Source organism: Burkholderia sp. THE68, assembly GCF_009938265.1.
In the GTDB taxonomy this organism is placed as follows: domain Bacteria; phylum Pseudomonadota; class Gammaproteobacteria; order Burkholderiales; family Burkholderiaceae; genus Caballeronia.
Map to the genome: position 1 here is coordinate 584,245 of NZ_AP022319.1, position 17,245 is coordinate 601,489.

Below are 17,245 nucleotides of genomic sequence, written 5' to 3' on the forward strand. Positions count from 1 at the left end.
GCTTACTTCGCTGCAAGCACCTTGCCGATCGCATCGGCGACGACTTGCACGTTGCTGTCGTTCAGGCCCGCGACGCACATGCGCCCCGAGCGCAGGATGTACACGCCGAATTCCTCCTTCAGACGGTCCGCCTGCTCAGCGACCAGGCCCGTGTACGTGAACATGCCGCGCTGCCTGATGTAGCGCGTGAGCATTTCGCCGCGCACGTGATCCTTCAGGCCGTCGTGAATTGCCTGGCGCATGCGTGCGATGCGCTGGCACATCGACGCGAGTTCTTCCTGCCACGACTGCCTGAGCGCCGGCGTGTTCAGCACGTGCGTGACGATCTTCGCGCCGTGCGTCGGCGGATTGCTGTAGTTCGCGCGCACCGCGCTCGTCAGTTGGCCGAGCACGCGGTCGGCTTCGGCGGCATCGTCGCAGATCACGTGCAGGCCGCCGCAACGCTCGCCGTACAGCGAAAAATTCTTCGAGAACGAATTCGCGACGAACGCCGGCACGCCACGGCGCGCGAGTTCGCGCACGGCGAACGCGTCGTCGTCGAGGCCGGCGCCGAAGCCCTGATACGCCATGTCGACGAACGGCAGCAGATCGCGTTTCTGCAGCACGTCGATGAGCTTCACCCACTGCGCTTCGTCGAGATCGACGCCGGTCGGGTTATGGCAGCACGCATGCAGCAGCACGACGCTCTTCGCGGGCAGCTTGTCGATGGCGTCGAGCATTGCGTCGAAGCGAAGGCCGCCGGTGGCTTCGTCGTAATACGGGTACGTGTTCACTTCGAAGCCCGCGCGCTCGAAGATGAAACGGTGGTTTTCCCACGTCGGATCACTCACCCACACTTTCGATTGCGGGAAATAGCGCTTGATGAAATCGGCGCCAACCTTCAGCGCGCCCGAACCGCCGAGCGTCTGCACGCTGGCGATACGTCCGTCCGCGCGCGGCGGGCTGTCGTGGCCGAACACGAGCGCCTGCACGGCATCGCGATAATGCGCGAAACCGGCCATCGGCAGATAGGGCTTCGCACCGGGCTCCTTCGCGATCGACAGTTCCGCTTCGCGCACCGCATGCATCACGGGCAGACGGCCTTCGTCGTCAAAGTAGATGCCGATGCTCAGGTTGACCTTGTTGGTGCGCGGGTCCTTCTGGAAGTTTTCGTTCAGCGAGAGAATCGGGTCGCCGGGATAGGCATCGATATGTTCGAACATGGTGTGAGGGTGTCAGGACGAGTGATCAGCGAGATGGAAGGCGATCGGCGCGCGTGGCGTCAGCGCCCCTTTTTTTGAGATAGTAGCCGATTCCGAGCACGGCCAGCCAAACCGGAATCAGATACACCGAGAGGCGCAGGTCGGGCGTCTCGAACATCACCCACACGATGCCCGCCAGAAACGCCAGCACGACGTAGTTCGTGAACGGAAAGCCGAAGCTCGGAAACGACGTCGTTGCGCCGCTCGCGCGTTTGCGCCGCCGGAACATGACGTGGATGATGCTGATCATCGCCCAGTTGATGACGAGCGCCGATACCGCGAGGCCCATCAGCAGGCCGAACGCGCGCCCCGGAATCAGATAGTTGATGACCACGCACGCCGCCGTGACGAACGCCGACACCGCGAGCGCCGTCAGCGGAATGCCGCGTCGGCTCACGTTGAGCAGCGCCCGCGGCGCGTTGCCCTGTTGCGCGAGGCCGTACAGCATGCGGCTGTTCGCATACACGCCGCTGTTGTACACCGACAGCGCAGCCGTCAGCACGATCACGTTGAGCACGTTCGCCACGAGCGTGCTGTTCATCTCGCGGAAGATCAGCACGAACGGACTGCCGCCGGTCGCGACCTTGTCCCACGGATACAGCGCGAGCAGCACGCCGAGCGCGCCGACATAGAAAATCAGGATGCGATAGATCACCTGATTGGTCGCGCGCGGAATGCTCTTCGACGGATCTTCCGCTTCCGCCGCCGTGATGCCCACGAGTTCGAGGCCGCCGAACGAGAACATGATCACGGCCATCGACATCACCAGCCCGTTCACGCCGTGCGGAAAGAAGCCGCCGAGCCGCCACAGGTTCGCGACGCTCGCCTCCGGCCCCGCCTTGCCCGACGCGAGCAGATAGCCGCCGAACAGGATCATCCCGACGATCGCCGCCACTTTCACGATCGCGAACCAGAACTCGGTCTCGCCGTAGGACTTCACGCTCGTCAGGTTGATCGCATTGACGATCACGAAGCACGCGAGCGCCGATATCCACGTCGGCAGGCCCGGCCACCAGTACTGCATGTAGATGCCGATGGCCGACAGCTCCGCCATGCTGACGAGGATGTAGATCGCCCAGTAATTCCAGCCGGAGATGAAACCGGCGGCGTGGCCCCAGTACTTGTCGGCGAAATGGCTGAACGAACCCGCGACCGGCTCGTCGACGATCATCTCGCCGAGCTGCCGCATGATGAAGAACGCCATCAGGCCGGCGATCGCGTAGCCGAGCAGCACCGACGGCCCGGCGAGCTTGATGGTCTGCGCGACGCCGAGGAACAGCCCCGTGCCGATCGCGCCGCCGAGCGCGATCAGCTGGATATGGCGGCTCTTGAGTCCCCGCCTGAGTGTTTCGTGGTGTGGTGCTTCGTGGGTGTCGCCGGAAATCATGTCGATGCCTGTGTGCCGCAAAAGTTACCGCTTTGATATGACCGCATGTACGCCTATGTCGTTTCGCCCACATTTCTGCTGCCGTTTCGGGCGGAAACTGTTGTTTTTTGGTGCGGACGGACCCATAGGGCAATGAAAAAAGAGCCGATTATTCGAAGACGGAGCTGCGATTTTACCGCCCGGCGACCCGCGAAGCCTTGTTGGGCGGACCATTCGCGGCCGTATCTGAGAACTTTAGATCCGCACAGCAAACGATTTGAGGCCGAAATCAGGTGTTGTTCGGAGGATTGCCCGAGGCGTGGTGGCGGGAGAATCCCATCATCCACTCACGACGGGGTCGCCATGTATCAGACGATGGAAGGAAACGCCAGGCCGCATCGAACGGCGCAGTGTTTCGCTGAAGGATCGCAGTACAGCATGCCGGCTACGCAGGCCGAGTTGCTGCGCACGCTGCAGTCGGTGTCGGACGACATCATGCGACTCGCCGGCAAGCTGCACGCCGGACGCGACGCCACGGACGAAGACGCCGTGACGATCACCGAGCAGCAGGAGCTTGCGCAACATCTGATCGGCCAGTTGCTGACGATGCCCGCGTCGCAGCCGTAAAGGAAATATAGGGACCTAGCGCGGAAGCGGCCGCAGGCCGCCCGCGACCATCGGGGAAGGACACATGAACTACTTGACCATCATCGCGGCTGTATGGGGAATTTGCGCGATCTGCGCGGTGCTGTTCATCCGCGGCGCGGCGCAGCGCAATCAGGAACCGCTGCGCGTGCAAAGCGAGCGCGAGCCGAAAGCGAACCGCTCGGGCGACTACGGCCGCCCGGTCTGACCCGATGAAACCGGCGAGGCGCGCACGCCTCGCCAGCGCGTCGGGGTATTACTTGCCCGCGCCGATCGCGGCGACCGCGGCGCGCAAGCCCAGCAGATAGCTGTCCACGCCGAAGCCGGAAATCTGTCCCTTCGCGATTTCCGCGAACACCGATTTGTGGCGGAACTCCTCCCGCGCGTGCACGTGCGACATGTGCACTTCGATGACCGGCGCCGTCAGAATGGCGAGGGCATCGCGGATCGCGTAGCTGTAATGCGTCCACGCGCCCGCGTTGATGACGATCGCATCGACCTTTTCCTCGAACGCCCGATGAATGCGCGAGCACATCTCGCCTTCGATGTTCGTCTGATAGCACTCCACGTCCACGCCCAGCTCCTTGCCCAGCGCAGCCATTTGCTCGTCGATCTGCGCGAGCGTCGCCGTGCCGTACTGCTTCGGATCGCGCTTGCCGAACATGTTGAGGTTGACGCCGTGCAGCGTCAGGATCTTTGCCATGTGATTTCCTTGAACGGAATGGGGAATTGAAAAGACTCAGGCGGTCTCGACGATCTTGCCGCTCGTCGCCGCGAGAACGATAGCTTCGGTGATCCGCAGATTCTGCAGCCCGTCGCGTGCGCTGACAATAGGCTCGGCTTCGCTGCGCGCCACGCGCCCGAAATGTTCCATCTGATGCGCGAGCGGATCGTCGCGCTGCATCGGCACGATGCTTTCCTCGAACGGCTTCCACCACGAGCGGTCGGACGCAGCGCCGTAGGACTTCAGACGCATCGTCGGCACCGAAAGCGAGCCGAAGGTGCCCGCGATCACGTAGCAGTCTTCGTCGGGATAGGTCGAATACGCCTTGTTTTCCTGCGAGGTCTGTTCCCAGCTGCGCGGGCACGCGGCGGTGTCCGACAGCATGAAGGTGCCGAGCGCGCCGCTCGCGAAACGCAGATTGATCGCGACCGTGTCCTCGACGGGAAAGCCGCGCGTCGCCTGCGATGCGAACGCCTGCACCGCGACGATATCGCCGCACAGCATGCGCAGGTTGTGCACCTCGTGAATCATGTTGAGCAGGATCGGCCCGCCTCCCGGCTCGCGCCGCCACGGTGCGCTGGCGTAATACTCGTCGGGCTTGAAGAACACCGCGCTGCCCATCACCGCGACGAGCTTGCCGAGCCGCCCTTCGTCGATCACCTGCTTCGCGCGCGCCATGATCGGGCTGTGCGCGCGATGATGTCCGATCAGCACCTTCGCGCCTGAGCGCTCCACTTCATCGACGAGCGCCTGGGCTTCGTCGACGGTCGGCGCGATCGGCTTTTCCAGCAGCGTCGGCACGCCCGCCGCGAGACAGACGCGCGCATGTTCGACGTGCAACTGATTCGGCGTCGCGAGCACGATGCCATCGGGGCGGTCTTTGGCGAACAAATCATCGAGCGTGCGGTAGAGCGGCACGCCCGCCTTCGCCGCGATATCGACGGCGGCGGGCGCCGGATCGACGATCGCACAGAGCGTGCAGGTCGCGCTCGACTGCGCGACGCCCATGTGCGCCTGACCGATATAGCCCGCGCCGGCCACCGCGATGCGTGTCTTAACCGGGGAGTTGCCTGTGTCCGTATTCACTTGAATTTACCGAGGTTGATAAAACGAGCGCGCGCGAGGGCACGCGGACGGCGCGGTCCACGCGCCGCCGTCAGAAAATCAATCGAGGGAGAGAGCCTTACGAAACGCGCGCGTTCGCCACCGATTCCGCGCGCAGCCGGTCGTATTCCGTTTTCTCGACCGGCCGTGCATCCCGTTCGCCGAGCTGGCTGAGCGGAATGCGATACGTCTCCCGCGCGCTCCAGGCCGCGATGGCCGCGATGATCGTCACCGCGAGCGTGATCGAGCCGATCAGAACCGGGATGTTGGTCGATCCCGGCGGCGCGACGGTCGCGAAGAGCGCGGGCAGGAGCGCGGTGATCGTCGTGCCGACGTTCTGCGAGATCGCCATCGCGGAGACGCGCGTGCGCGTCGGGAAGAGCTCGGGATAGAAGCTCGGGAAAATTGCGTTATAGCCCTGATAGACGATGCCCCACATCAGCAGCGACGCGACAATCGCCAGGCCGACGCTGTGAATGCTGATCGCGTAGAGATACAGATACGACATCAGGCCCGAGGCGATCGCGCCGAAGATGATCGGAGGCTTGCGCCCGATCTTGTCGGAGAGATTGCCGACGATCGGAATCACGATCACGGCGAGGATATTGCCGACGACCGGAATCCACAGATACACGCTCTTGTGAAAGCCGACGCCGTAGGCCGCCTGCACCGCGTAGGCCGCGCCGAAGATCGTCGCCACCACGGGAATCACGTTCATCAGCGCCATGCAGACGACGCGGATCATGTCGCCGAGGTTGTATTTGAAGGCCTCGACGATCGGCGAGCGCGGCACCGCGCCCTTTTCGCCTTCCTTCTCGAAGGCGGGCGTTTCGTGCACTTCACGCCGGATGATATAGCCCGCGATCAGCACGACTGCCGAGAGCAGGAACGGAATGCGCCAGCCCCACGAATTGAACGAGTCCTCGGGCATGTAGTACGCGAGCGGCAGGAACACCGCGGCCGCGAGAATCTGCCCGGCCTGCACGCCCTGCAGCGTGAAGCTCGCGAAGAAACCGCGCCGGCCGAATGGCGCGTGCTCCAGAATCATCGAACTCGCGCCGGAGATTTCGCCCGCGACCGCGAAGCCCTGGACGAGGCGCAGGATCACGAGCAAGGTCGGCGCGAGCATGCCGACGCTGTGGTAGGTCGGCAGCAGACCGACCGCCATCGTCGAGCCGCCCATCAGGAACATGCACAGCACGAGCACGGTCTTGCGGCCGTGCGTGTCGCCCCAGTGGCCGAGCACGAACGCGCCGATCGGCCGCGCGACGTAGCCTACGCCGTATGTCGCCAGCGAGGCGACGATCGCCACTTTGGGGTTGCCGGATGGAAAGAAGAGTTGTGGAAAGATCAGCGCCGCGGCCTGCGCGTAGATGAAGAAATCGTAGTATTCGAGCGCGGAGCCTATCCAGCCGCTCGCGGTGGCCTTCTTCGTCTGCTTGTGGTGCTCGGCGTGCGACTCGCGTGATGCACCGGATGAGGCAGGCTTCGTGTCCATGACGTCTCCTTTTATGGGCTCGCCCGACGGTTTCTGCGGCCATCGTCGCGACGATGCTTCTGTACCGATATCACAGTTGCCTTCTTTTCTCGACGGACGATGCCCGTTGCTCGCGCAACGGACATCCAGCCATCATCGCCCCTGTATCGAAAGCTTTCGATGAGGCAAAACCCGGGCGCCCCCAATCGATGAAAGGATTGAGCGATAAATTACTATGCCGGCGAAAAAACATAATCCAGCGCAAAGGAAAGTCAGAATGCGCTCCGGGCGAATAATCTATATCGACTCGCCCGCGTCTTGCCTAAAGCTTGTGCAGACGAAGCCGTAAACACGAGTACCGGCGGTGACGGCATCGCCGCCGCCCTCATTTCGCCCTCTCGCTGGCCCGGTCTTCCGTATGTCAGGCAACCCGTCCTTGATCGATTCGATTCTGGCCACGCCGCCGGCGACAGAGGACGGACGCATCACGGCCGCCATTCGCGCGTCGCTGCTGTCGACGCTCGTCGAGGACGTCCGCCCGCTCCTCTTGTCCGGCATCTCGAGCGCGTTCGTCGCGATGATCGCGCTCGGCCGCCTGCAGGCCGTCTGGACGATTCTCTGGGTCGCCGCCGATGCGCTGTTGCTCGCCGCGCGCCTGTTCATCGTGTGCCGCTATCGCGCGCTGAGCCGCCCGAGCGCGCCGCATCCCGGTCCGTGGGCCGCGCGTTACGCGCCGTTCGCGCTCGCGACGTGTCTCGTGACCGGCCTCGGCACGATGGCCTGCGTCATCTCCGGCGACGCCGTGCTGACCTCGCTCGCGATCATGGTGACGGCGGGCCTGCTCGGCGGCATCGCGTCGCGCAACGCGGGCACGCCGCATCTGGCGATCGCGCAGGTGTGTCTCGGCGCGCTGCCGATCGGCGTCGGCGGGCTGTTCGGTCCGGCCGGTTACTGGATTCTCGTGCCGCCGCTCTTTCTCTACGCCGGCGCGATGGTCGCGGTCGTGCAGCGCCACTATCGCGGGCTCGTCGCGCTGATGACCGCCGAGCAGGGCCACGCCGAAATCGCCGCGCGCTTCGACGCGGCGCTCGCGCACATGCCGCACGGCCTTTGCACGGTGGATGCGGCGGGCAAGGTGGTGATCGCGAATCGCAAGGCGGCCGAGCTGTTCGGCGCGACCGTCGAAATGCTGCGGCTGAACGTGTCCTTGCCGGAATTCATCGGCTATGTGGGTCTCGCGAAATTCGGCGAAGCGCTGCGCGCGCAGTTCTCCGAGCGCTGTGCGCAGTGGCTCAAGGACGGCAATCTGCCGCTCGATCTGCCGTTGCGCGATGGCCGGCATCTCGAACTGAGCCGCAACCCGGTGCCGGACGGCAGTTCGGTCATCATCATCGAGGACGTGACGGAGCGCCGCAAAGCCGAGGCGAAGATCCTGCACTGGGCGCATCACGATTCGCTGACCGGCCTGCCGAACCGGCGCTATCTCGGCGATCACGCCGAGCGTCTGATGGCGGGCGGCGCGGGCCGCGACAAAGTGATGGTGATGTACGTCGATCTCGACGGCTTCAAGCGCGTGAACGACACCTACGGCCACAATGCGGGCGACGAACTGCTGAAGCTCGTCGCCGACCGCCTGCGCAACGTGATGCGTCACGGCGAACTCGCCGCGCGCCTCGGCGGCGATGAATTCGCGATCGTCGCGACCTATATCGCGGACGCGTCGATCGCGGCCTTCGCGCGCAAGATCATCCGCGAGCTGTCGGCGGTGTACGCGCTCGCGTCCGGGCAGACGCTGCGGGTGGGCGTGAGCATCGGCATCGCGCTCGCGCGGCCTTATGAGCCGTTCGAGAGCGCGCTGAAACGCGCCGATGCCGCGCTGTACGAGGCGAAGTCCGAGGAACGCGGCGGCTATCGGTTCTCCGACCGGGACGGCGAAGCGGTGGCCAATGACGAGCAGGTTGTCGCCGCGTTGGGGGATAGAGGGCGGGCGTGGTAATCGGGACGACACATCACACGTTCGTATAACCGCGCCGAGTCGTTCGTAGAATGGCCAACGCACACGCGCATCCTTATCCTGATGTCATCGTCAGGCAAACGGAGCGCACCATGAGCGATACATCGACACGCAGGCTGTTATCGGGTTGCGCCGCCGTGCTGGCGTTCGGAACGTGGTATTCGGTGAACGCGCCGCACGACTGGAGCGCGCTCGATCGCGCCGGTTACGACACGGAATTGCCGCTGGAACGCATCGCGCTCACCGAGGACATGGCGTCCATCACGACGCCGCAACGCTAAGCCGACTTCAGGGCCGCTGCGCGCGCGACGGCGTCGATGCGCCCTGCGGCATCTTCACGCCGAGGGCTTCGGCTTTCAGCACGAGATCGGCGAGCGAGCGCGCCGCCATTTTCTTCATCGCCTGGCCGCGATGAATCTTCACCGTGATTTCGCTCAGGCTCATTTCCGCCGCGATCTGCTTGTTCATCAGACCCGATACGACGAACGCCATCACTTCGCGCTCGCGCGGCGTCAGCGAATCGTACGAGCGCCGCAAGTCGGCCACCGAGCGGCTCGCCGCGCGCCGTTCCTGATCGGCCTCCAGCGCCTGCGCGACGGCATCGAGCATGTCCTGATCGCGGAACGGTTTGGCGAGAAAGTCCTTCGCGCCGGCTTTCATCGCCTTCACCGTCATGGCGATATCGCCGTGCGCCGTCATGAAGACGATCGGCAAGCCGAGCTGGCTCGCGGCCATCTGCTCCTGCACCGCGAGTCCGCTTTGCCCCTTCAGACGCACGTCGAGAATCAGGCAGCTCGGCACCTCGGGCATGTCGTACGCGAGGAATTCATGCGCGGACGCGAACGTCATCACGCTCAGGCCGACCGAGCGCAGCAGCATGCGCAGCGCGTCGCGCATCGATTCGTCGTCGTCGACCACGTAGACCATCGCGCCGCTCGTCTTCGTGTCCGCGTCCCTGTCAATGCTCATCGTCTCCCCCTGCGTGTTCGGGCAGCACGAAGCGCAAGCGCGCGCCGCCTTCATCGGGCGATTCCGCCCAGATCCTGCCGCCGTGCGCCTCGATGATCGAACGGCAAATCGACAAACCCATGCCCATGCCTTCGGCCTTCGTCGTGAAGAACGCGTCGAAGAGGCGGCGGGCGTTGTCCTCGCTGATGCCCGTGCCGGAATCCTGCACCGTGATCTGCACACAGCCTTCATCGCTCAGACTCCCGCCCGTCGCGACGCGCAGCACGCGCGGCCCGTTCACGCCGGACATCGCCTGCGCGGCGTTCATGATCAGGTTGATGAGCACCTGCTGCAACTGCACGCGATCGCACTGCACGGTCGGCGCGGGCGTCGCGAGTTCGGTGCGCACCTCCACGCGATGACGCGCAAGCTCGCGCCGCACGAGTTCGATCGTCTCGCCGACGATCTCGTTCACATCGAGCGTGGCGGGCTGGCTGTCGCGCTTTCTCGCCATCGCGCGAATGCGTGCGATGACCTCGCTCGCGCGCCTGGCGTCGCGAATCATCTGTGTGATCGATTGCTGCGCCTCCGCGATTTCCGGCTGCGCGCGGTTGAGCCAGCGCAAGCCGGCGTCGCCGCTCGTGACGATCGCGGCCATCGGCTGCGTGACTTCATGCGCGATCGACGCGGCCAGTTCGCCCAGCATCGTGACGCGCGTGACGTGCGCGAGCTCGGCGGTCGAGCGCGCGAGCGCTTCTTGCGCGAGCTTGGTGTCGGTGACGTCCATGAGCGCGCCGACGTATTCATCGCCATCGGCTTCCGTCGATGCGCGATGCGCGACGAAATGCACGTGCTTCACCGTGCCGTCCGGCAACAGCAGACGATGCTCCACGTCGATGTCGCACGCGCCGTCGAGCGCCGCGTGATGCGCGCCGCGCACGATCTCGACGTCGTCGGGATGCGTGCGCGCGAGAATCGCGTCGATGGACAGTTCGATATCGCGCGGGTAATCGAAGATGCGATACGCCTCGTCGGACCACCACATCGTGCCGGCGGGCAGGCGCGTCGCGATGCTGCCCGTGCGCGACAGGCGTTGCGCGTCGAGCAGGAACGCCTCGCTGCGCTTCAACGCGTCGCGCTGACGCTGCAACTCCGCTTCCATGCGCTTGCGCTGCGTGATGTCGTTGCTCGTCGCGAGCACCGCGCGCGGCTGGCCTTTCGCATCGCGCAGCAAGGCCGCGCGGCTCGCGATCACGATCTCGCTGCCATCGTGGCGCACGCGCGTGATCTCGCCGTCCCAGCGGCCCGAGCGCAGCAGTTCCGCGCGGATCTGCGCGTGCGGCACGGGCGAGTGCGCTTGCGTCATGCGATGGATCGGCTGGCCGAGCGCCTCGTGCGCCGGACAGCCGTAGAGCGCTTCGGCGCCGCGATTCCAGAACGTGATGCGGTCGTTCATGTCGTGCGCGACGATCGCGTCGTGCGCGAGATTGAGCAGTTCGAGCTGCTCCTGCATCTTGGTCGTGGTGGCCTGATTGCGCAGCGAAAGGACGGCGGTCGTGCCGATCGCGACGAGACTCACCGCGCAGCGCGCGAGCGCGCCGCCCGACACGTTCTGGTCGTGCGAAAGAATGAAGCCGACGAGCGTCAGCACGACGCAGCCCCACGCGATGGTGACGGTCGCGGCGCGATTGCCCGTCGACGCGACGAGCAGCACGACGACCACATACAGCACCGCGATGGCGATATCGAGTGGCGTGAGGGCGTCGATCAGGAACACGCCCAGCGCGATGGCGGCCGCGAGCATCGACACGATGCGGGTATCGTGACGCGCCGCGCGCGGCGCGCTCTGGAATGTCTCCATCACGGCCGGTCTGACGCCGGCGAATGGAAACGAACGACGAACGAGACGAGCGACTGGGTCATTGAGCGTTCGAAAAAAGACGTTCGTTGAAAAGTCGCGATTGGCGCGCGACGCATCGAAACCATTACGAAATGAATTCTAGCCCTTCAAAAAGCCTTGCCTGATGCGCTCCAGACAATCCGCGACTGCCGCGCCGTCGACAGGCTTGCCGAGAAAGCACACCGCGCCGCCGTCGAGCGCCTGACGGCGCGCGGCGTCCGATGCGAATGCGGTGATGAACATGACCGGCACGCCCGGCTTCAGCTCGCGCAGGCGCTGTTGCAGTTGCAGGCCGGACATGCCGGGCATGTTGAGATCGGTGATGATGCACGCGAGACCGTCGAGCGAGTCATCGTCGAGAAACGACTCCGCCGACGGATACAGACTGACCTCCCAGCCAAGCGAGCGCAACAGGCTTGAAGAGGCGACGCGGACGGATTCGTCATCGTCGATCACGGAAACTCTCGATGGGGATTGCAAGGGCGTAGTCCTGGGCCGTGCGTGAATGTCGGCGGGCATGGGACAGGTCCACCGCCTGAATGAAGGTCATCTTACGCACGCGGCGTCGCCCGGAAAATCATATGTACGTATAGGTTTGCAGCGTTTGCTTCCAATCCGGCATTCCTGTGATGAAACCGGGTGAACGGCGTGTCGAGCGCGTTGCGCGGCAAAACCGTATAGTCCCGATCTGCCTCCCTGGAAACCCTTATGTCGACTCCAACATCGACCGCGCTCGACGGCAAGCACGTCGAGCTCACGCGCGGCCTGATCGCGCTCTTCGCGTTCTGCTGCGGCGCGATCGTCGCCAATCTGTATTACGCGCAGCCGATCACCGAACTCATCGCGCCCGACCTGCACATGGCGGGCGGCACGGCGAGCCTGATCGTGTCGCTCACGCAGATCGGCTATGCACTCGGGCTGTTCTTCATCGTGCCGCTCGGCGATCTGCTGGAAAATCGCAAGCTCATGATCGCGACCGCGCTGGTATCGATCGCGAGCCTCACCGCCGCCACGTTCACGCACACGCCCGGCTGGTTTCTCGTGATCTCGCTCGCGATCGGCTTTTCATCGGTGGCGGTGCAGATCCTGATTCCGCTCGCGGCGCATCTTGCGCCCGACGAATCGCGCGGCAAGGTGGTCGGCACCATCATGAGCGGGCTGCTGCTCGGCATTCTGCTGTCGCGGCCGATATCGAGTCTCGTCGCGGGTCACTTCGGCTGGCGCGCGATGTTCGGCGCCGCCGCCGTATTGATGATCGGCATCACGACCGTGCTCGCGCTCACGATCCCGCGCCGTCAGCCGGATCACAGGGCGACGTACTTTCAGTTGATCGGCTCGCTCGGCCATCTCGTGCGTACGATGCCGGTCCTGCGGCATCGCTCGCTCTATCAGGGGCTGATGTTCGCGTCGTTCAGTCTGTTCTGGACCGCGATTCCCGTCGAGCTGACGCGGCATTACGGGCTCACGCAGACGGCCATCGGCATCTTCGCGCTGATCGGCGCGACCGGCGCGACGTCCGCGCCCATCGCCGGGCGGCTTGCGGACGCGGGCCACACGGTGCGCGCGACCTTCATCGCGCTGATTCTCGCGGCCGTCGCGTATCTGCCGGTGGTGATTCATCCGGCGTGGGGCGTCGGCGCGCTCGTCGTGACCGGCATCGTGCTCGATTTCGCCGTGCAGATGAACATGGTGCTCGGCCAGCGCGAAATCTACGCGCTGCACGCGACGAGCCGCAACCGGCTGAACGCGGTGTACATGACGAGCATCTTCGTGGGCGGCGCGATCGGTTCGGCGTTCGCGAGCCCGCTTTACGAGCGCGGCGGCTGGACGCTCGTCGCAACCGTCGCGACGGTGTTTCCGCTCATCGCGCTGGCGCATTTCATCGTGATCGGCCGGCATCACGCGGCCCGCACCTATACGCAAGGATGATCCGGCTGTATGCACGGCTGATGGCGTGGAGCGCTTAGCGAACGTATCTTGATTCCATCGATGACATGATCGGAATCGGGAGGTAAAGCGGACATGGACAAGCTCTTCAGCATGCGCGTGTTCTCGCGCGTCGCCGAAACCGGCAGCTTCAGCGGCGTCGCCAAAGACATGGATTGCAGCGTGGGCATCGTGTCGCGCGCGGTCGTGTCGCTCGAAGACGAGCTGCGCACGCGGCTTTTGCAGCGCACGACGCGCCGCGTATCGCTCACCGACAGCGGCGAGCGCTACTACCGCAAGTGCAAGACGATTCTCGCCGAAATCGACGCCGCCGACGCCGAAGCCAGCGACGCCACCACGATCCCGCGCGGCCGCCTGCGGGTGCATGCGGTGCCCGATCTGGGCCTCACGCAACTGATGTCGACGATCGTCGAATACCGGCGCGCGCATCCGCAGGTGACGGTCGATCTGAAACTGCTGCCGGGCATGCCGGATCTCGTGCAGGAGCAGTTCGACGTGTCGGTGCTGTCGGCGGCCTCGCTGCCCGATTCGGGCCACACCTACCGAATCGTCGGGCGCTTTCAGCGCGTGCTCGTCGCGGCGCCCGCGTATCTCAAGCGTCACGCGGTGGAATCCGTCGGCGACCTGCCGATGCACGCGCTCACGCGCATCAACGCACCGTTCGCACATCCGTGCGACTGGCACGCGGAACTCGCATCCGGCTGGACCGGCAACGCCGAAGCCGCCGATCAGATCGTGGTGAACGACGCCGAAGCGATTCGCGTCGCGCTGGTGGCGGGCGCGGGCGTCTCGGCGATGCCGCATTATTTCGTCGCCGATGACATCAGCGCGGGTCGTCTCGTGCGCCTCTTTCCCGACTATCCGCTGCGGGGCGCGAGCGTGTACGCGGTCTATCCGTCGCGCCAGCACGTCGACGCGAAGATCAGGACTTTCGTCGAGTTTCTGGCGACGTCGCTACAGGGAAAGTTCGACGTGAGCGCCGGCCGCGCGGCGCGCGCTGTGACGAGCGCGCCGCAACTGGTCACGGCTTAGGAATGCGAATGCGGCTGATCATCAGCGAGCCGGAAATCGCATAGATCAGCACGAGCGGATGCAGCGTGAAGCCGCCGAAACGCACCGTGCCGAGCCACATGCTCTCGCCGATCGCGCCGGACCACGCGCCGATGGTCAGCAACAGCACGATGACGAACGACGTGGGAATCGGCGTGCCCTCGAAGTGCGTGACCTTGCCGCTCGCGCCCGACATTTCCTCGGTCGTCACGTTATAGCGCGCGAGACGCGACACGCCGCACGCGACGAAATACGCCAGAATCACGCGGTCATACAGCCCGCGCATGCCGAATCCATAGCCGATGATCGCCGGCGCGACGCCGAACGAGATCACGTCGGCGAGCGAATCCAGTTCCTTGCCCAAGAGCGACGCCTTCTGACGCCATCGCGCAATGCGGCCGTCGAGCACGTCGAAAACGAGCGCCGCGAACACCAGCGCGCAGGCGAGGTAGATATGCAGGACGTCGGAATCGTCGAGGTAGGACATCGACGAGAACAGCGCGCCCGTGCCGCACACCGCATTACCCAGCGTGAACCAGTCGGCCAGGTGGAAATCGCGGATCATCGAGAATCGTTTGGCTTTCATTCGTTTCTGTTGTCGTGACGTTCGGGCGGCACCGGCGGTCGGCGTCGCGAGGCGTTCAAGTCTATCATCGCACCCTCTTTCCCAAGCACCTCGCATGCCCGGCAAACCTGTACGCGAACGTACAGGTTTGTGTTAAGCTACGCGGCATCCGCATCGTCATCTGGATATCCGCCATGCCCGCGCTTCTCACCATCCGCGACGCCGCCGAGCGCCTGCAAGTCACGCCGCGCACGCTCAAGTATTACGAGGAGCGCGGACTCGTCACGCCCACGCGCAGCGAAGGCCGCTACCGGCTCTACAGCGAGCAGGATCTGGAGCTGTTTGCGCGGATTCTGCGCCTGCGCTCGCTGGGATTCTCGCTGCAGGGCATCGTCGAGATGCTGAAGCGGCCGATGGAAGCGCAAGGCGAAGGCCGCACCGGTTACTCGGCGTCGTCCTTGCGCGAAATCGAAGCAGCGCTGTCGCAGCAGATCGAAGCGGTGGATACGCGCATCGCCGCCGTGCGCCGCGAACTGAAGGAAGCGCAGGCGGTGCGCAGCGAACTCGCCGGCGACCTCGATTATCTGCGGCGGAGAATTGCGGGCGAAAGCAAGGAAACGCTGTTGCAGGAACGCATGGCCGCGCGCAAGCCCCGCAAGGATATCGACGAATGACCACGACTTCGTTTCGATATCCGAAGCAAATCGCCGGGCGTTTTCGTGGCGATCTGTTTCCGTGGGCCATCGCGCTCGCCACGGGTCTCGATTACTTCGACAATTCCGTCTTTTCATTTTTCACGAGCTATATCGCGGGCGGCATCAATGCATCGTCCGATGAGCTCGTGTGGGCATCGAGCGCGTATGCGGTGGCGTCCGTGCTCGGCATCCTGCAGCAGCAATGGTGGATCGAGCGGCTCGGCAACCGGCGCTATATCGCGGGATGTCTGCTGCTTTTCGCGGCGGGCGCGGTGGCGGCGACGCTGTCCGAATCGGCTATCGAACTGGCGCTCGCGCGCGGCTTTCAGGGCTACTTCATCGGTCCGATGATGAGCGCCGCGCGCATCCTGATCCAGACGCGCTTCAGTGCGCAAGAGCGCCCCGCCGCGACGCGCCGCTTTCTCAACATGATTCTGCTCGGCACCGCGCTCGCGCCCTTGTGCGGCGGGTATCTGGTCGCGTCGCTGGGCTGGCGCGCGCTCTTTTCGTGCACCGCGTTCGCGGGCGTCGCGCTCGGCGTGCTGGCGTTCTTCGCCGTGCCGTCTTCGGGACGCGTGCAGCCCGAGGCGCGCGGCGACGCGCATTTCTGGCCGTACATTCTCTTCGCGTTCGCGCAGGGCGCGCTGCAGATCGTCATGCAGCAGGTGCGCTTCGAACTCTTCAGCACGTCGCCCGAGTTGATCGTGCTGACGGTTGTGGGCTTGCTGTCGCTCGGATGGTTCGTGTGGCACCAATGGCATCATCCGAAGCCGTTGTTGCGGCTGCATGCGCTGCGCGAAAAGACGTTTCAGGTGGGCATCGTGCTGTATATCGCGTTCTATTACATCAACAACGCGATGAGCTTTCTCGTCTCGCGCCTGCTCGAAGGCGGCCTCGGTTATCCGGTGGAAAACGCGGGGCGGCTCGTCGGCTTCACGTCGATGGTTTCACTCGCGATGGCGGTCGTCTATTTTCGCTATTCGTCGCGCATCAAACACAAGAAGTGGTTGATCATGACCGGCTTTCTGATGGCCGCGTTCATCGGCACATGGATGATCAATCTGCCGCCCGATGTCAGCATGCCGTGGCTCATCGCGCCGATGATCCTGCGCGGCATGCTGCTGCTCTTCATCGCGTTGCCGGTCGCGAACCTGACGTTTCGCGTCTTCGCAATCGATGAATACAGTCACGGTTATCGCTTCAAGAACATCGTCAAGCAACTGACCTATTCGTTCTCGACGGCGACGATCATCATTCTCGAACAGCATCGCGTCGCGCTGCATCAGACGCGGCTCGTCGAAGCGGTCAATCCGTTCAACCCGACTTTTCAGAGTGTGTATCAGAGCCTGATCGGCACGTTCGAGCACATGGGGCGCAGCGCGTCCGAGGCCAGAAGCCTGGCGCTCGTCGAGATCAGCCGCGTCGTCACGCAGCAGGCGAATTTTCTCAGTTCGCTCGATGGCTTCTACTACATCATCGGCATTGCGCTCTGCGCGAGCGTGGTGGCGGCGTGGCAGACGCGCATCGATTGAACCGCCGCGCCGCAAAAGTGGAATTCGATCCCTCCAT

General features: G+C 64.4%; 17 protein-coding genes. 8 read left to right on the forward strand and 9 right to left on the reverse strand.

All coding sequences use genetic code 11. The features are described from left to right. Positions 1 to 2: 2 nt before the first annotated feature. Together BTHE68_RS31220 and BTHE68_RS31225 are read right to left on the reverse strand one after the other, a co-directional pair. The gene (locus BTHE68_RS31220; protein WP_162070157.1) at positions 3 to 1,202 is read right to left on the reverse strand and encodes an amino acid aminotransferase; all 1,200 of its coding nucleotides are present in this window, start codon (positions 1,200 to 1,202) and stop codon (positions 3 to 5) included. 25 nt (positions 1,203 to 1,227) lie between these two features. Continuing rightward, complete coding sequence (locus BTHE68_RS31225; RefSeq protein ID WP_162070158.1) at positions 1,228 to 2,628, reverse strand: amino acid permease; 1,401 nt, start codon at positions 2,626 to 2,628, stop codon at positions 1,228 to 1,230. Between the two features lie 417 nt (positions 2,629 to 3,045). Here BTHE68_RS31225 and BTHE68_RS31230 point away from each other — a divergent pair, with 417 nt between their 5' ends. After that, positions 3,046 to 3,234, forward strand: coding sequence for a hypothetical protein (locus BTHE68_RS31230; protein WP_225936474.1), 189 nt, complete (start codon positions 3,046 to 3,048; stop codon positions 3,232 to 3,234). Between the two features lie 64 nt (positions 3,235 to 3,298). Continuing rightward, complete coding sequence (locus BTHE68_RS36675) at positions 3,299 to 3,460, forward strand: hypothetical protein (protein ID WP_174258134.1); 162 nt, start codon at positions 3,299 to 3,301, stop codon at positions 3,458 to 3,460. Positions 3,461 to 3,508: 48 nt separating this feature from the next. Here the strand turns inward: BTHE68_RS36675 and aroQ are convergent, their stop codons facing one another. From aroQ to BTHE68_RS31245, 3 genes are all read right to left on the reverse strand, one after another. Then, complete coding sequence (aroQ, locus tag BTHE68_RS31235) at positions 3,509 to 3,955, reverse strand: type II 3-dehydroquinate dehydratase (protein WP_162070160.1); 447 nt, start codon at positions 3,953 to 3,955, stop codon at positions 3,509 to 3,511. A gap of 36 nt (positions 3,956 to 3,991) precedes the next feature. Next, a complete protein-coding gene (locus BTHE68_RS31240) occupies positions 3,992 to 5,062 on the reverse strand; it encodes a Gfo/Idh/MocA family protein (RefSeq protein WP_286202805.1) in 1,071 nt (356 codons plus the stop codon). A 97-nt stretch (positions 5,063 to 5,159) separates the two neighbouring features. Beyond that, complete coding sequence (locus BTHE68_RS31245; RefSeq protein WP_162070161.1) at positions 5,160 to 6,578, reverse strand: MFS transporter; 1,419 nt, start codon at positions 6,576 to 6,578, stop codon at positions 5,160 to 5,162. Positions 6,579 to 6,975: 397 nt separating this feature from the next. Between BTHE68_RS31245 and BTHE68_RS31250 the strand changes: the two genes are divergently transcribed. After that, complete coding sequence (locus BTHE68_RS31250; RefSeq protein WP_162070162.1) at positions 6,976 to 8,553, forward strand: sensor domain-containing diguanylate cyclase; 1,578 nt, start codon at positions 6,976 to 6,978, stop codon at positions 8,551 to 8,553. Between the two features lie 110 nt (positions 8,554 to 8,663). Continuing rightward, a complete protein-coding gene (locus BTHE68_RS31255; RefSeq protein ID WP_232078293.1) occupies positions 8,664 to 8,852 on the forward strand; it encodes a hypothetical protein in 189 nt (62 codons plus the stop codon). A 7-nt stretch (positions 8,853 to 8,859) separates the two neighbouring features. Here BTHE68_RS31255 and BTHE68_RS31260 read toward each other — a convergent pair whose 3' ends face one another. The 3 genes from BTHE68_RS31260 to BTHE68_RS31270 all read right to left on the reverse strand — a co-directional run bounded on the left by BTHE68_RS31260 (position 8,860) and on the right by BTHE68_RS31270 (position 11,875). After that, positions 8,860 to 9,540 (reverse strand): response regulator transcription factor, encoded by a 681-nt coding sequence (locus BTHE68_RS31260; protein ID WP_162070163.1) that lies wholly within the window; start codon positions 9,538 to 9,540, stop codon positions 8,860 to 8,862. Next, on the reverse strand, positions 9,530 to 11,380 hold the full coding sequence (locus tag BTHE68_RS31265; protein ID WP_162070931.1) for a PAS domain-containing sensor histidine kinase: 1,851 nt from the start codon (positions 11,378 to 11,380) through the stop codon (positions 9,530 to 9,532). Before BTHE68_RS31265 ends, BTHE68_RS31260 begins: the two co-directional genes overlap by 11 nt. 138 nt (positions 11,381 to 11,518) lie before the next feature. Next, on the reverse strand, positions 11,519 to 11,875 hold the full coding sequence (locus tag BTHE68_RS31270; RefSeq protein ID WP_162070164.1) for a response regulator transcription factor: 357 nt from the start codon (positions 11,873 to 11,875) through the stop codon (positions 11,519 to 11,521). Between the two features lie 252 nt (positions 11,876 to 12,127). On the opposite strand from BTHE68_RS31270, the gene BTHE68_RS31275 reads away from it, so the two are divergent. Beyond that, positions 12,128 to 13,348 (forward strand): MFS transporter, encoded by a 1,221-nt coding sequence (locus tag BTHE68_RS31275; protein ID WP_162070165.1) that lies wholly within the window; start codon positions 12,128 to 12,130, stop codon positions 13,346 to 13,348. A 93-nt stretch (positions 13,349 to 13,441) separates the two neighbouring features. Beyond that, complete coding sequence (locus BTHE68_RS31280; RefSeq protein WP_162070166.1) at positions 13,442 to 14,398, forward strand: LysR family transcriptional regulator; 957 nt, start codon at positions 13,442 to 13,444, stop codon at positions 14,396 to 14,398. Here the strand turns inward: BTHE68_RS31280 and pssA are convergent. Further along, complete coding sequence (gene pssA, locus BTHE68_RS31285; RefSeq protein WP_162070167.1) at positions 14,388 to 15,002, reverse strand: CDP-diacylglycerol--serine O-phosphatidyltransferase; 615 nt, start codon at positions 15,000 to 15,002, stop codon at positions 14,388 to 14,390. The genes BTHE68_RS31280 and pssA overlap by 11 nt on opposite strands. Positions 15,003 to 15,175: 173 nt before the next feature. Between pssA and BTHE68_RS31290 the strand changes: the two genes are divergently transcribed. Both BTHE68_RS31290 and BTHE68_RS31295 read left to right on the forward strand, forming a co-directional pair. Further along, positions 15,176 to 15,655 carry a MerR family transcriptional regulator gene (locus BTHE68_RS31290; RefSeq protein WP_162070168.1) on the forward strand — a complete coding sequence of 160 codons (480 nt, stop codon included), beginning with the start codon at positions 15,176 to 15,178 and terminating at the stop codon, positions 15,653 to 15,655. Further along, positions 15,652 to 17,208, forward strand: a complete 1,557-nt coding sequence (locus BTHE68_RS31295) for an MFS transporter (RefSeq protein WP_162070169.1) — start codon at positions 15,652 to 15,654, stop codon at positions 17,206 to 17,208. Before BTHE68_RS31290 ends, BTHE68_RS31295 begins: the two co-directional genes overlap by 4 nt. The last annotated feature ends 37 nt before the right edge of the window (positions 17,209 to 17,245 follow it).